This window comes from Chitinophaga fulva, assembly GCF_012927205.1.
Classification (GTDB): domain Bacteria; phylum Bacteroidota; class Bacteroidia; order Chitinophagales; family Chitinophagaceae; genus Chitinophaga; species Chitinophaga fulva.
Genome location: NZ_JABBGC010000001.1, coordinates 1,430,596 through 1,445,290, shown reverse-complemented (window position 1 = coordinate 1,445,290; position 14,695 = coordinate 1,430,596). Strand labels below are relative to the sequence as shown.

At 48.4% G+C, this 14,695-nt stretch carries 12 protein-coding genes; 5 read left to right on the top strand and 7 right to left on the bottom strand.

Features of this window, described 5'->3' with window-relative positions; all coding sequences use genetic code 11:
• Positions 1-108: 108 nt before the first annotated feature.
• Positions 109-1,050 carry an NAD(P)H-dependent flavin oxidoreductase gene (locus tag HHL17_RS06055; protein ID WP_169223866.1) on the bottom strand — a complete coding sequence of 314 codons (942 nt, stop codon included), beginning with the start codon at positions 1,048-1,050 and terminating at the stop codon, positions 109-111.
• 18 nt (positions 1,051-1,068) lie between these two features.
• On the bottom strand, positions 1,069-2,061 hold the full coding sequence (locus tag HHL17_RS06050; RefSeq protein ID WP_169223865.1) for a sugar phosphate nucleotidyltransferase: 993 nt from the start codon (positions 2,059-2,061) through the stop codon (positions 1,069-1,071).
• A 193-nt stretch (positions 2,062-2,254) separates the two neighbouring features.
• Between HHL17_RS06050 and HHL17_RS06045 the strand changes: the two genes are divergently transcribed.
• The 5 genes from HHL17_RS06045 (at position 2,255) to HHL17_RS06025 (ending at position 6,935) form a co-directional block, all read left to right on the top strand.
• Entirely contained in the window at positions 2,255-3,532 is a 1,278-nt protein-coding gene (locus tag HHL17_RS06045) for a serine hydroxymethyltransferase (protein ID WP_169223864.1), read from the top strand.
• Between the two features lie 617 nt (positions 3,533-4,149).
• The gene (locus HHL17_RS06040) at positions 4,150-4,983 is read left to right on the top strand and encodes an ABC transporter ATP-binding protein (protein ID WP_169223863.1); all 834 of its coding nucleotides are present in this window, start codon (positions 4,150-4,152) and stop codon (positions 4,981-4,983) included.
• Positions 4,984-4,991: 8 nt separating this feature from the next.
• Positions 4,992-5,795, top strand: coding sequence for a hypothetical protein (locus HHL17_RS06035; protein ID WP_169223862.1), 804 nt, complete (start codon positions 4,992-4,994; stop codon positions 5,793-5,795).
• A gap of 11 nt (positions 5,796-5,806) precedes the next feature.
• Complete coding sequence (locus tag HHL17_RS06030) at positions 5,807-6,178, top strand: GntR family transcriptional regulator (RefSeq protein ID WP_169223861.1); 372 nt, start codon at positions 5,807-5,809, stop codon at positions 6,176-6,178.
• Between the two features lies 1 nt (position 6,179).
• Positions 6,180-6,935 (top strand): hypothetical protein, encoded by a 756-nt coding sequence (locus HHL17_RS06025; protein WP_169223860.1) that lies wholly within the window; start codon positions 6,180-6,182, stop codon positions 6,933-6,935.
• 146 nt (positions 6,936-7,081) lie between these two features.
• Here the strand turns inward: HHL17_RS06025 and HHL17_RS06020 are convergent, their stop codons facing one another.
• From HHL17_RS06020 to HHL17_RS06000, 5 genes are all read right to left on the bottom strand, one after another.
• On the bottom strand, positions 7,082-8,257 hold the full coding sequence (locus tag HHL17_RS06020; RefSeq protein WP_169223859.1) for a M20 metallopeptidase family protein: 1,176 nt from the start codon (positions 8,255-8,257) through the stop codon (positions 7,082-7,084).
• Entirely contained in the window at positions 8,241-8,681 is a 441-nt protein-coding gene (locus HHL17_RS06015; protein WP_169223858.1) for an SPOR domain-containing protein, read from the bottom strand. Before HHL17_RS06015 ends, HHL17_RS06020 begins: the two co-directional genes overlap by 17 nt.
• Before the next feature lie 20 nt (positions 8,682-8,701).
• A complete protein-coding gene (deoC, locus tag HHL17_RS06010) occupies positions 8,702-9,379 on the bottom strand; it encodes a deoxyribose-phosphate aldolase (RefSeq protein WP_169223857.1) in 678 nt (225 codons plus the stop codon).
• Positions 9,380-9,518: 139 nt separating this feature from the next.
• Positions 9,519-12,839: a preprotein translocase subunit SecA gene (gene secA / locus HHL17_RS06005; RefSeq protein WP_169223856.1), complete on the bottom strand. Its 3,321-nt coding sequence runs from the start codon at positions 12,837-12,839 to the stop codon at positions 9,519-9,521.
• A gap of 343 nt (positions 12,840-13,182) precedes the next feature.
• Positions 13,183-14,691 (bottom strand): PKD-like family lipoprotein, encoded by a 1,509-nt coding sequence (locus HHL17_RS06000; RefSeq protein ID WP_169223855.1) that lies wholly within the window; start codon positions 14,689-14,691, stop codon positions 13,183-13,185.
• Positions 14,692-14,695: the final 4 nt, after the last annotated feature.

The window sequence follows — 14,695 nt, the reverse complement described above, 5'->3', positions numbered from 1 at the left end:
TTTTTGATTTCAGGGATCAATAAAAGCGAAGACCAAAGTGGTTTTGATACCAGCTTTGGTCTTCGCTTTTTATTCGCAAAATCAAAAAATTCGTAAATCAAAAAATCCCTAAATCTCTGCTCCCAGCTGTTTCCGCACTGCCTGAAACTCATTCCAGATATTCTCCAGTACTTCCGCGGCTGGCTTAATATCGTGGATCAACGCGCTTACCTGGCCTATTTCCAGCTCTCCTTCTTCCAGGTTGCCTTCAAACATGCCTGTTTTGGCGCGGGCGCGGCCCAGCAGTATTTTCAATGCGTCCGGCTCGGCGCCGCCATCTTCCGCGGTTTTCACCGCTTCGTAAAAATGATTTTTAATCAGGCGTACAGGGGTTAGTTTCTTCAGACTCAGCATGGTATCGCCTTCTTTAGCGTTGACCACCGCCTGTTTGAAGTTAATGTGGGAAGACGCTTCCGGGGTTGCCACAAAGCGGCTGCCAACTTGTACTCCGGAAGCTCCCAGCGCAAAAGCTGCTGCCATGGCTCTTCCGGAACCGATGCCACCTGCTGCGATCACCGGTATCTGTACTTTTTCACAGACAGCAGGTATCAGCACCATGGTAGTCGTTTCTTCGCGACCGTTATGTCCACCGGCCTCAAAACCTTCTGCCACCACGGCATCTACGCCGGCAGCTTCACTTTTCAGCGCGAATGCGGAACTCGACACCACATGCACCACCTTAATACCAGCAGCTTTCAGCACCGGTGTCCAGGTTTTGGGATTACCGGCGGAAGTAAACACCACCTGTACTTTCTCTTCCAGGACGATGTTGATCAGTTGCTCAATATCCGGGTACAAAAGGGGCACATTCACCCCAAAAGGTTTGTTGGTAGCTTCTTTACAGCGTTGGATATGATGCTTCAGTACATCGGGGTACATACTGCCTGCGCCAATAAGGCCCAGCCCGCCTGCGTTACTCACTGCACTGGCTAAACGCCATCCGCTGGCCCATATCATGCCGGCTTGTACAATCGGGTATTGTATCCCGAATAAAGTTGAAATCCGGTTCATGTAACGAATATAATATCTTTAGCCCAGATCAATTTCCGTATTGTCGCCGATATTAAGGCTCTGGCTAAGGCCGCGGATATTGGCATCACTGCCTATCAGCGATGATTTCAGCACCACTTCATACAGGTTACTGAATGAACCGATAATGGAGTCTTTAACGATAGAATAGTTGATCACTGTATTATCGCCCACGGCCACATTAGGGCCGATGATGGAGTTTTTGATGTTACAGCCTTCCCCGATGCTCACCGGCGGTATGATAATGGTATTCTCATACGGCAACACCGGATTATTAGCCGCCTTGTATTTCTTCAGCAGGATGGCATTGGTTTCCAGCAAGGTATCCTTACGGCCGCAGTCGAACCAGTTGATCACCTTAAAAGCATTAAACTGCACCCCATGCTCAATCATGCATTCCAGCGCATCGGTCAACTGAAACTCGTCGTGTGACTTGATATGATTGTCGATGTTGGCTTGCAGGCATTCATACAGCTGCGTGCTCTCCTTGATTTTATAAAGCCCTACCAGCGCCAGATTCGATTTAGGGATTTGTGGTTTTTCCACTACCCGGGTAATTTTCCCGCCCTCTTCCAGTTCTGCCACGCCGAAGTTGCGCGGGTCATCCACTTTTTTCAGTCCCAATACGGAATACGGAGAAGCAATCACTTCTTTAAAGTCGCATTCGCAGATGGTGTCTCCCAATACGATCAGCACTTCATCATTGGCCACTACTTCGCGGGTCAGCAGGATCGCGTGACCAGTACCTTCACGGCTGTTTTGCTGCACAAAGTGGCAGGTCAGCTGCGGGTATTTCTTTTCAACGTAGTGCTGTATTTTTTCACCCAGATATCCCACCACAAAAACGAATTCCGTGATACCTGCGTCCACCAGCTGGTCCACGATAATGCTCAATATGGTCCTGCCGGCTAATGGAATAAGTGCTTTGGGTTGTGTATATGTATGTGGTCTGAGTTTCGTACCTGCTCCGGCCACGGGTATTATTGCCTTCATGTAGTTGTAGTTAGGATAAGCTCCGAATGCCGCGAAAATAGGACAAATTATGAAGATTTACTGATTTTGGGCTTTATGTATGTGCGAATTTTAACAATCAAAAACACAAAATTCACCAATATGAAAATCCCTAAATCTCTGAATTGCATTTCATCAGGAGTTATTCTAAATTTGCAGCAAATTTTAAGGCATCATGCAAAGAGACCAGCAAATATTTGATATTATCCGCCAGGAATTGGAGCGTCAGCGCCATGGCATCGAATTGATCGCATCTGAAAACTTTACCAGCTTGCAGGTAATGCAGGCCATGGGTAATGTGATGACGAATAAATACGCCGAAGGCTACCCTGGCAAAAGATACTACGCCGGCTGCGAAATCGTGGACCAGAGCGAACAACTGGCTATCGACAGGGCTAAACAAATATTTGGTGCTGCTTATGCCAACGTACAACCTCACTCCGGCGCACAGGCCAATGCAGCAGTAATGCTCGCTATCCTGCAGCCTGGTGACAAAATCCTCGGCCTGGACCTGAGCATGGGCGGCCACCTGACCCACGGTTCTTCTGTAAACTACTCCGGAAAGCTTTATGAGCCTCATTTCTATGGCGTTAACAGAGAAACCGGCCTCGTAGAATACGATAAAATGGAGGAAATCGCCAACCGCGAAAAACCAAAACTGATCGTATGCGGTGCTTCTGCTTACAGCCGTGACTGGGACTACAAACGTATCCGCGAGATCGCTGATCAGGTAGGCGCCTTCGTACTGGCTGATATTGCACACCCTGCCGGCCTTATCGCCAAAGGACTGCTCAACTCACCATTTGAACACTGCCATTTCGTAACTACTACTACCCATAAAACACTGCGCGGCCCCCGCGGCGGTATGATCATGATGGGCAAGGACTTCGAAAATCCGTTCGGCCTGAAAACACCGAAAGGCGAAATCCGCCTCATGAGCTCCCTCATCGATACCGCTGTATTCCCTGGTATCCAGGGTGGCCCGCTGGAACACGTTATTGCTGCCAAAGCGGTGTCTTTCTTCGAAATCCTGTCTGACGAATACGATGTATACGCCAAACAAGTCCTGAAAAACGCCCAGTCCATGGCTAAAAGCTTCGTAAACAGAGGCTACCAGATCATCAGCGGCGGTACAGACAACCACCTGATGCTGATTGACCTGCGCAATAAAAATATCTCTGGTAAAAAAGCAGAACAAACCCTGGTGAAAGCAGAAATCACTGCCAACAAAAACATGGTGCCGTTCGACGATAAATCTGCCTTTATCACTTCCGGTATCCGTGTGGGCGTTCCTGCGATCACCACCCGCGGCCTGAAAGAAGGTCATATGGAGCAGATCGTAGACTGGATCGATCAACTGCTGATGGATGCTGACAACGAAGCCCTTATCACCAAAGTAAGAGGTGAAGTGAATGGTTTCATGCAGCAGTTCCCGCTGTATCCGGAACTCTAGAATTATCACACACTATTATAGAAAGGCTGACCGGTAAGGTCAGCCTTTTTTATTTTATAATGCAATCCCCGGATGGTGGGGATACATTCGCGATTTTCCCAGGTTCCCAGGGCTAAAGCCCTGGGCTACGTTGTTGTTCAAATCCGCTTTCTATGGGATATTCATCGTACAGGTTGGCTTTTTTATTTAACAAGATTATTCCGCGAAAACCAGGTACAGAAGCCCAAATCCAGTTTCCAAGGAATCATTACAGTAAAAGAATGAAAACCAGGTACAGAAACATAAATCCAGTTCCTAAGAGATCGTTACGCTAAAAGAATAAAAACCAGACACAGAAACCCAGACCCCAACTCCTAACGGATCATTACAGTAAAAGAACCTGAACAACAACGTAGCCCAGGGCTTTAGCCCTGGGAACCTGGGAAAAATTGTAGGTGAATTCCCATATTTCATCCCATCATTACCGTGCTGAAACCCCATGCACGATTCGATTTCGCATCATTTTTTCAATTCTCCTTTTCAAACACCCACCCATCTCCCAAAAAAAAATTTTGATTTCTCAACGGAAGTCGTACTTTTATAGTGTACTAGTTAAGTAGTACACTAAATCACACGATATGATTAACATCCAATCCCTGAAATTCAGCTACCGCCCCAACAGGCCCCTGTTCGAGGATCTCAGCCTGCATCTGGAGGCAGGTCATATATATGGCCTCCTCGGCAAAAACGGTGCTGGCAAGTCCACCCTGCTTAAGCAGATAGCCGGTTTGTTATTCCCCGACAGGGGCACCTGTGAGGTAATGGGTTATAAATCGGCCAAAAGGCAACCTGCTTTCCTCCGGGAAATATTCCTGGTACCGGAAGAGTTCTTTTTGCCCAAAGTCAGCATCCGTACTTATGTTATCGCTAATGCCCCTTTCTATCCCCGTTTCGATGAACAGGCCTTTTACAGCTACCTGAAGGAATTTGCGATCCCACAGGACCAGCAGCTGACCAACATGTCTTACGGCCAGAAGAAAAAAGTCATCATCAGCTTTGCCCTGGCCACCAACACGAAAGTGCTCATCATGGACGAGCCCACCAACGGGCTGGACATCCCCTCCAAGAGCCAGTTCCGTAAAGTAATGGCCGCCGCCGTTACAGATGATAAATGCATGGTGATTTCCACCCATCAGGTGAGAGACCTCGATAACCTGATAGACAGCATCGTCATCATCGATGATCACAAAATCATCTTCCATCAGGATGTAGGCACGGTAACGGATAAACTGAGCTTCAAACTGCTGGCACAGCTGGACGACCGTCTGCCTATTCTGTACGCCGACAGCAGTCTGCGCGGCCACTCCGTGATCATGAAAAATGAAAACATGGAACAAAGCAAGATCGACATGGAGCTGCTGTTTAACGCTATCCTCTCCAACCGCCAACCCATTCAAGAACTCTTTAACTGATTAAACACATGCAAACTAATAACGTCCTGGATTTCCGCCGCCTGGGCTATTATTTCCAATACCACATGCTGGCATCGTGGAAATCGTATCTGCTGGGGGCACTCTCTATCTTTGGCTTGCTAATGTTGATACCCACCTTTATGCTGCTCACTGATAACTCTCCCGGGAACCTGGGCGAAGTGGTCGGCTTCTATTACTTCGGTCTTTTCTTTGGCGGTTTGTTATTCACCAGTATGGCTTTCAGCGATCTCGCCAGCAAGGAAAAAGGGAGTCACTTTCTGATGTTGCCCGCCTCTCATTTTGAGAAATTCATCACTATTTTCCTGATCACCACTGTTGGTTACCTCCTTGTATATCATATCGCCGCTTATTCAGCACTGCTGTTCCTCAACCAGGTGTCTGTTATCAGACACGACGCCGGCATACTGATAGACTGGAATTTCTTTGACAAGCAGGATGGTCATATCTATATCTATTTTGCCTATATCCTGCTCCAGGCCATTTTTTTACTGGGCGCCGTATCCTTTTCCCGTTTGGCTTTCATTAAAACGCTCGTGGCCAACCTGCTCGTACTCCTAGTGCTATATCTGCTGAATACGCTGGTTGTCTGGATACTGTTTGCAGGCCATACGCAAACACCGTTTCAAAACGTCCCCTTCCTGCTGGTAGGAGCCCGCGGCGGCAAATTTGATACCGATGTATTTATTATTTCAGACAAGATGGTCCACAGTTATGCGTTCATCGCTCAATATGTACTGGTCCCCGTTCTCTGGACTATTGCCTATTTCCGGTTAAAAGACAAGGAAATCTAAAACATTGCGAAATGGAATTTAAAGACTCACAAGCCATTTATCTGCAAATCGCAGACTATATATGCGAACAGGTGCTGTTGAACAAATGGCAACCGGAAGAACGCATCCCCTCCGTCCGGGAGCTGGCCGTTCTGCTGGAAGTCAATCCCAATACAGTCATGCGCACCTGTGAGCTGCTCCAGCAACAGGAGATCATCTACAATAAAAGAGGTATCGGTTATTTCATCAGTGGTGATGCTGTCAAAAAAATCAGGCAGTTCAAAAAAGACTCGTTTATCACCAACGAGCTGCCCACCCTCTTCCGCAGTATGTATCTGCTTGATATTGATGTGGATGAACTGAAACCGTATTACGAAAAATTTAAAAAATCTAATTTCAAATAACATGAAAACCAGCAATAAATTATTACTCGGCTTCTTCGGTTCGCTCGTGTTATTGATGCTGTGTACCGATATTGTGCTGCGTGCCAATTTCGCCAATGGGATTACTAATTCCACATTTGGCAAAAGAAGACCTGCTGAACAGCTCACCACCATCACACTGCAGCCTTTCCAGGTGGTAAAGATCCTTTCAGCTTCCGGTCATCCTCAGTATGACACGCTGAATGAAACCCGTGTACGCCAGGCCCGTACACTTAACGGCGAAACCACCAGTGAAACCACCGTCAGAAGCACCTGGGCTTCCGGCTTCATTAATATTGTAGCTAATAAAAACTATACCCTGACCAAAGACGTTACCGACAGCGTATTGGTTAGTTATGCTGCCGATACTTTGATACTCACGGTGTTCAATGCCAGTAACCTGGAGCTTAAAGCCCCCAGTATCACGCAGGTAATAGCGCCTTCTTCCCATGTAAGGATCAACAACTACCAGATACCTTCATTGACCATCACAGCTGGTCCGAATGTAGAAGCTTATGTCAACAACAACCAGGTAGGTACGCTTTCTTTTTCCGGCGGACAGGGAGGCACACTGCTGGTCAACGAAGAAACCACGGCAGACAGCGTAAACATCGCGCTGGGCAAAGGCTCCAAGCTTCATTTTAAAGGCGCCTATCAACGGGGACATATACAGGTAGACAGCCTGCAGGAAATAGAGCTCTCCGAAAAAGTGCTGCAAAAAATCAAAGAAATAAAATAAAAACTAACGTCTTAGAATATACGATTTTATAGATTCATAACACGAGGAAGATTTTTCACTCCCCCTCTGTCATCACAAAAGTTAATCACTATATAAAAAAAGCGTCCTGATGTTTATCAGGACGCTCTTTTTTATTATTATAACGATCAGAATTGTGTGGCCAGGTAAGCCATGGTACCCATGCCAATTTCGATGGCTCTTTCGTCTACATCGAAGGTAGGTGTATGCACACCGGAGGTAATACCTTTCTCTTTGTTACCGGTCCCCAGCCGGAAGAAGCAGGCCGGTACGATCTGCGAATAAAACGCAAAATCTTCTGCGCCCATACGCAGCTCGGTATCTTCCACCTGTTCTTTGCCGATATAATCTTCCGCCAGTTCCCTTGCTTTAGCGGTAACCACTTCGTTATTATACAGGGTAGGGTAACCCACCAATATATCCATCTCAATTTCAGCGCCGGTGGCCTCAGCGATACCAGCCGCCTGTTTGCGGATCAGCTCATGGGCTTTAAAACGCCAGGTTTCATCCATGGCCCTGAAAGTGCCCATCAGCTTAACTTCGCTGGGGATCACATTGGTTGTGAACCCTCCGTTGAAAGCACAGATGGACAATACAGACGGGGAGAACGGATTGTTATTGCGGGAAATCACCTGTTGCAGGCTCACCACCAGCTGCGAAGCCACCAGGATGGTGTCTACCGTAAGGTGCGGCTGGGCGGCGTGCCCGCCTTTACCTTTGATGGTGACATAAATCTCGTCGGCACTGGCCATATATTTTCCTGCACAGAACCCCAGTTTACCAGTCTCCATGGAAGGATGCACATGCAGGCCCAGGATAGCATCAGGACGTGGATTTTCCAGTGCGCCTTCTTCTATCATGATGCTGGCGCCGCCGGGATGTTTTTCTTCCCCGGGCTGGAACAGGATCTTGATAGTGCCTTCCAGTTCATCTTTCAGCTCATGCAGTATTTTGGTAGCGCCCAGCACCACCGTAGTATGCACATCGTGGCCGCAGGCGTGCATGATGCCGTTGTTTACGGACTTATAAGATACATCGTTGGCCTCGGTGATCGGCAGCGCATCAATATCTGCACGGAGCGCGATGGTTTTGGAGGACGGATTTTTACCTTCTATCAGGGCAATAATACCCGTACCGGCAATACCGGCTTTATAAGGCACACCGAATTTATCCAGTTGCTGCTGGATAAATTCGGAGGTTTTATGTTCCTGAAAGGATAATTCGGGATGGGAGTGAATATGACGCCTGATGTCTATAAAAGCAGGTGCATAGGCTTTGGCCAACTCTTTAATACGGTTCTTCATTCGACAGTTCTTTATCCGGTGACACGTTGATGACGGCTGGAACGACAAATACGCCGCCAGAGAAGAGGCTGGAGAGCTTATCGCGCAACTCGCTCGCTTCTTCGCGGGTTTTGAAATCGCCTACGCGCACTTTAAAATAGGGGGCCTGATAATCCAGATAAGTACGATAATCGTTGTACAACTGCATTACCCGGGCTTTGGCTTCATTGGCATCGCCGCGTTTGTTGGTGGAGATCACCTGTACCCGGAAACCATTTTGGTTACGAATAGCCAGGGTGTTGATGTAGATCTGTTTTCTGATCAGCACGTCCAACCGGCTATCCTTGATCACTTTTACCGAACCATTGCCGGACGCAGTGTAGTCCTGCGCCATGGCCCAGCTACTTCCCAACAGGCAGCAAACCAGGATGAATAATTTTTGCATGAATACTGTATAATTAAAAATTAATAATCTGAATGAGCAGTGTCTTCTCCGCCTTCCTTCACGATATTAACGCTGGCACTGGCACCTATGCGGGTGGCACCGGCTTCTATCAGCTCCTTCGCAAAAGCAAAGGTACGAATACCGCCGGAAGCTTTAATCTGTATATTATCGGGCAGGTTGGCTCTCATGAGTTTCACCGCTTCTACTGTAGCGCCTTTTTCAGCGTATCCGGTGGAAGTCTTTACAAAATCTACCCCGTATTTGCTGTAGAGCTGGCAACATTTGACGATCTCTTCTTCCAATAATATGCCACTTTCGATGATCATCTTGATCACCTTTTTCTTTTCGCGGACGATATACATCAGGTTGGCGATCTCTTTTTCGAGATATTCCCAGTCGTTGTTTTTAAGTGCAGAGATATTGATCACCACGTCCAGCTCGTCAGCACCGTCTACAATAGCCAATACTGTTTCAGCCACTTTAGCTTCAATAGCGGAATAACCGAATGGGAACCCGATGACAGTGGCCACTTTGGTATTGGTGGCGCCCAGAAACTGTTTGGCTACTTTCACATAGGGCGGGGGCACACAGGCCGCAGCAAAATCGTATTCCACACATTCCATGCACAGCTTCTTAATATCCTCGAGTGTGGTAGTGGGCTTTAAAATCGTATGGTCAATGTATCTGTTTATCTTCATGAGATTTGCATAAATCGAAGCCAAAAATAAACAATTACCGGATGAGAACGGAAACCGGCAAAAATAAAGCGGATTACGTATTTCACATTTGAGAATGCTACATCCGTAATCCGCCTTGGTTATGTCGTAATATCAACTATTAGAGGTCTTTGCCGTGGCAGTTTTTGAATTTCTTGCCACTACCGCAGGGACAGAGGTCATTGCGGCCTACTTTGGGGCCTACTCTTACCGGCTCCTGCTTTTCTTCAGGCACATCGTATTCCGGAGCTGCCTGATGACCGTTATGCTGTTGCTCCACGATATCTTCATGGGAAGCGCGCATCCGGCTCATGTCTGTTTTCTCTTCATAGCCTTCACGGATTTGTTCTTCCTGACGGCCCTGGTCCTGGCTTACGGGGATACCGCATTTGCAGAGGAAAGACACGATATCGCGGCTGGTTTCGCCATCCATCTGTTTGAACAGTTTGAAGGCTTCCAGTTTATAGATCAGCAACGGATCTTTCTGTTCGTATACGGCGCCCTGAACGGATTGTTTCAGTTCATCCATCGCGCGCAGGTGCTCTTTCCAGGCTTCGTCGATGAGAGCCAGGGTAATGCTGCGTTCCAGCGCGTTCATGGTTTCGTGGCCTTTGGTATCCACTACCTTTTTCAGGTTGGCCAGTACGTTAACACCTTTTTTGCCGTCGGTAAACGGAATGGAGATGTTTTCGATGTGGTGTCCTTGTTCCTGGTAGATGCGATCGATCACCGGCAGGGTGTTGGTAGTGATGTCCTGTACTTTGCGGTGGTAGCTGTCCATTGCCTGGTGGTACAGTTTAGAAGCCAGCGTAGGCACGTCTGTACGGAGCAGCTCTTCCTGGGTGATATTGGTATCGATGCCGAAGTTGATGATAGCATCCATTTTGAAAGCCTCGTAGTCGCCGGTTTCTTTATTGGAGATCACCATATTTTCTGATACGTCGAAGAAGGCGTTGTCGATATCGATGGCCAGACGCTCGCCGAACAGGGCGTGGTTACGTTTGGAATAGATAACGGTACGCTGTTTATTCATGACGTCATCGTATTCGAGCAGGCGTTTACGGATGCCGAAGTTGTTTTCTTCTACTTTTTTCTGTGCTCTTTCGATGGAGCGGGTGATCATGCTGTGCTGGATCACTTCTCCTTCTTTGTAGCCCATGCGGTCCATCAGGCCGGCGATACGGTCGGAGCCGAACATACGCATCAGGTCATCTTCCAGGGATACGAAGAACTGGGAAGATCCCGGATCACCCTGACGACCGGCACGACCACGCAACTGTCTGTCCACGCGGCGGCTTTCGTGTCTTTCTGTACCGATGATAGCCAGACCGCCTGCTTCTTTCACGCCGGGGCCCAGTTTGATGTCGGTACCACGACCGGCCATGTTGGTAGCGATGGTCACAGCGCCTGTCAGACCGGCTTCTGCCACGATCTGTGCTTCACGGGCGTGCTGTTTGGCGTTCAGTACGTTGTGTGGCACCTTCTCGAAGGTCAGCATTTTGCTCAGCAACTCAGACACTTCCACGGAGGTAGTACCTACCAGTACCGGGCGGCCTTTTGACTGCATCTGCTTGATTTCTTCGATAACGGCTTTATACTTGTCTCTTTTGGTTTTGTATACCAGGTCTTCCGCGTCACCACGGGAAATAGGCAGGTTGGTGGGGATGGTTACCACATCCAGTTTGTAGATTTCCCAGAACTCGCCTGCTTCAGTGGAAGCCGTACCGGTCATACCGGCCAGCTTGTGATACATACGGAAGTAGTTCTGCAGGGTGATAGTGGCGAATGTCTGTGTGGCAGCTTCCACTTTCACGTTTTCTTTCGCTTCGATCGCCTGGTGCAGACCGTCGGAGTAGCGGCGTCCATCGAGGATACGGCCGGTTTGTTCGTCTACGATCTTCACTTTTTCGTCCATTACCACATATTCCACGTCTTTATCAAACAGGGTATATGCTTTCAGCAGCTGCTGTACGGAGTGGATACGGTCTGACTTCAGGGCGTAGTCCTGCAGCATCATTTCTTTGCGCTGCAGTTTTTCTTCCGGTGTGACTGCCATTTTTTCAATCTCCGCCAGTTCGGACCCTACGTCCGGCATCACGAAGAAGTTAGGGTCTTCACCGCCCTGGGTGATCAGGCCGATGCCTTTCTCAGTCAGGTCTACGCTGTTTTGTTTTTCTTCTATCGCGAAGAACAGGCCTTCATCTACTTTGGGCATTTCGCGTTGCTGGTCTGCCAGGTAGTAGTTTTCGGCTTTCTGTAATAATACTTTAATACCCGGCTCGCTGAGATATTTGATCAGCGCGCTGTTTTTCGGTAAACCTCTCCAGGCGCGCATCAGGGCCAGACCACCGGTTTTGGGGTCGTCTTTACCTTCAGCGATCAGCTTTTTAGCTTCGAGGAGATATTGGTTGGCTGCTTTTTTCTGCATGTCCACCAGGTACTGGATACGTGGCTTCAGAGCATGGAACTCCTGTTCTTCACCGCGGGGGATAGGACCGGAGATGATGAGCGGTGTACGCGCATCGTCAATCAACACGCTATCCACCTCATCCACCATGGCGAAGTGGTGTTTACGTTGCACCATTTCGTCCGGGCTGTGCACCATGTTATCACGGAGGTAGTCGAAGCCAAATTCGTTGTTGGTACCGTAGGTGATGTCTGCCAGGTAGGCATTACGACGCTCCGGTGTATTGGGTTGGTGTTTATCGATACAGTCTACTGTGATACCGAGGAATTCAAACAGGGGACCGTTCCATTCGGAGTCACGGCGTGCCAGGTAATCGTTCACGGTTACGATGTGCACCCCTTCGCCGGCGAGGGCGTTGAGATATGCCGGGAGGGTAGATACCAGGGTTTTACCTTCACCGGTCGCCATTTCGGCAATTTTACCCTGATGCAGTATGGTACCACCGATCAGCTGTACATCGTAGTGCACCATGTTCCAGGTCACCTCGTTGCCAGCGGCTTTCCAGTTGTTTTTCCAGGTAGCCTTGTCACCTTCAATCGTTACATAGTCTTTCAGCACGGCCAGTTGACGGTCCATGTCTGTAGCGGTAACGGAGAGTGTGGGATTGGTGGAAAGACGACGGGCAGTTTCTTTTACCACGGCAAATGCTTCCGGCAGGAGGGTTTTAAGCACCACTTCCAGTTGTTTGTCGCGGTCTTTTTTCAGGGTGTCGATTTCCTGATAAATAACATCTTTTTCGGTTATATCTTCTACGGCTTCAGCCGCTTCTTTTTTCTCAGCAATTTCTTTATCGATGGCAGCCAGGTGGGCAGCGATACGTTCGCGGAATTCCCGGGTTTTATGACGCAGGTCGTCGATAGGCAGGGATTGCAGCTTTCCATACTCATCGTTGATCTGCTGCACTATTGGAGTGACAGATTTAATGTCTCTGTCTGATTTATTCCCTCCAAAAAGTTTTGTTAAAAAACCTAACATATTGAATGTTTAATTACGAATTACAATTTTAGTTTCTGTAACATCTCCCCGTCCCGGCTGAAGCTATGTCAGTTGGTTTTTCCTTTCTACCAGGCCTGTGGCACTGAAGCTGCGGGCGAAGTGTTGGATAGACGGAGAATACCAGTTACTCAAATATTATGCTTGGAAAGCAGGCCTGCCAAGCTGTCAGTTTTGTTGTAGCCGCTTTATCAAGGAGGGTAAAATTAGGAATAAATTCGGGGAAATGAAGGGATTTAAGCGGGAATTCCGTCGATAATTGAGAATAACGGACTTACAGGGAGGATATAGTAAAACTCCCTGCAAATCCGTCACATAAAGGGTTTTATCTTTCGCGGTAGGCGAGGTCCACAATTTTACCAAGACCGGTATAGCTCCAGGTGAGCTGCAACTGTTCATTTCTGGCAGGTATGCTGTAGATGCGGATGGAACCGTTCTCCGTATCCGGGCGGGCAGGGTCGTAACTGCCTACTACCAGGGAGTTGGACAGGTTCGTATAAAATTCCTTTCCGTAGGAGTTGAACAGCGGACATTTTAACACACTCACCTGCTCTCCTCCCAAATCAGCCATAAGGGTGGCTTTATTGGTAAAAATATCATATTCGTACACACGGCCGCCGGTGGCATAGAACACATACCCCAGCTGATTGCTGACAGCAAAAGCCGTCGCTTTGTCCAGTTCCGGCGCGTTGGTCATCTCTGTATAGTAGCTCTGTTTAATACCGGCGCCACCAATATTCATGCAGTATGTGTAGAATTTACCGGCTTTATCTTTCAGGACCGCATATACATCGCCCCGGTTATAGTTGGTATAAGCCATATAGACCATGGTTTTGCCGGTACTATAAGAAAACAGGGCCCCGTCTCTCAGGCTGCTGCAACTGGTTCCAAACATCGGGTCATGAGCCACAAAACGCTGGTGGTCCTGATCATACAGCACGGCGTTGGTATACCCACAGGCAACGAAAGGCGCTGGCCTGAAGGGTGTTTTTTCTTCGTCTACATAGTTCACCGGTGCACCAAAAGCGGCAGCCCCCTGCACCGCGCTCCTGTGAAAAAGCCTGTCACCTGCCACCACATAATCCACACCAGGCGATGTTGGCGAATTAAAAAAATAGTCCGGTGCGAAATTGGTTTCTACCGGCGTCATCATTTCATACCGGATATTATAGGTGCTTTTCCAGGTCAGCTCTTCTCCATCAATCCGTTCCAGCCCATCGCCACTCCGGAGATAAAACTGTCTACCGGCAGAACGGTAAGCAAACAGCAACTGCTTCGGTTGACGACGCGCCGGCATACCGGCATTGGTAAAAGCCAATACGTCTGTTATCAGCTTGTCGTTATCCCCGAGACGGGCCACCATGTCCAACCGGGCTGCCCCTTTTACATCGCAGAGCACTACCCATCCCTGGTAAACCGCTGACTGCACCACCAGCTTAAACTGCTTAAACCACTCCACACCGGTCTGTTTGTCCTTTACCCGGAAAAAACCGTCATAAGGCGCGGGTCTCAATTTCACCGGGATAGCCAGGTTCCTGCTAGTGCCAATTGTGACAATGGACGCTTCCCCGACCTGACGGGCAGTACCTTCTATCAGCGCCTCCCAACGGTAAGTATAACGGCTGGTATCATCCTTTACCTCTGTAGCCATTATCTGAGGCACGATACGCAACGTATCGCCATATAATACAGGATAGTTTTTCGCTATCCCTCCAATACTGTCTACCTGATTAATTTCATGGTAGTCATAATTGCCCTTGTCTTTGTAACAGGCGGCAAAACACAGGCTAAGGAGACATCCGCCCAATAACAATTGAATATAGTTCGTTTTCATCCTT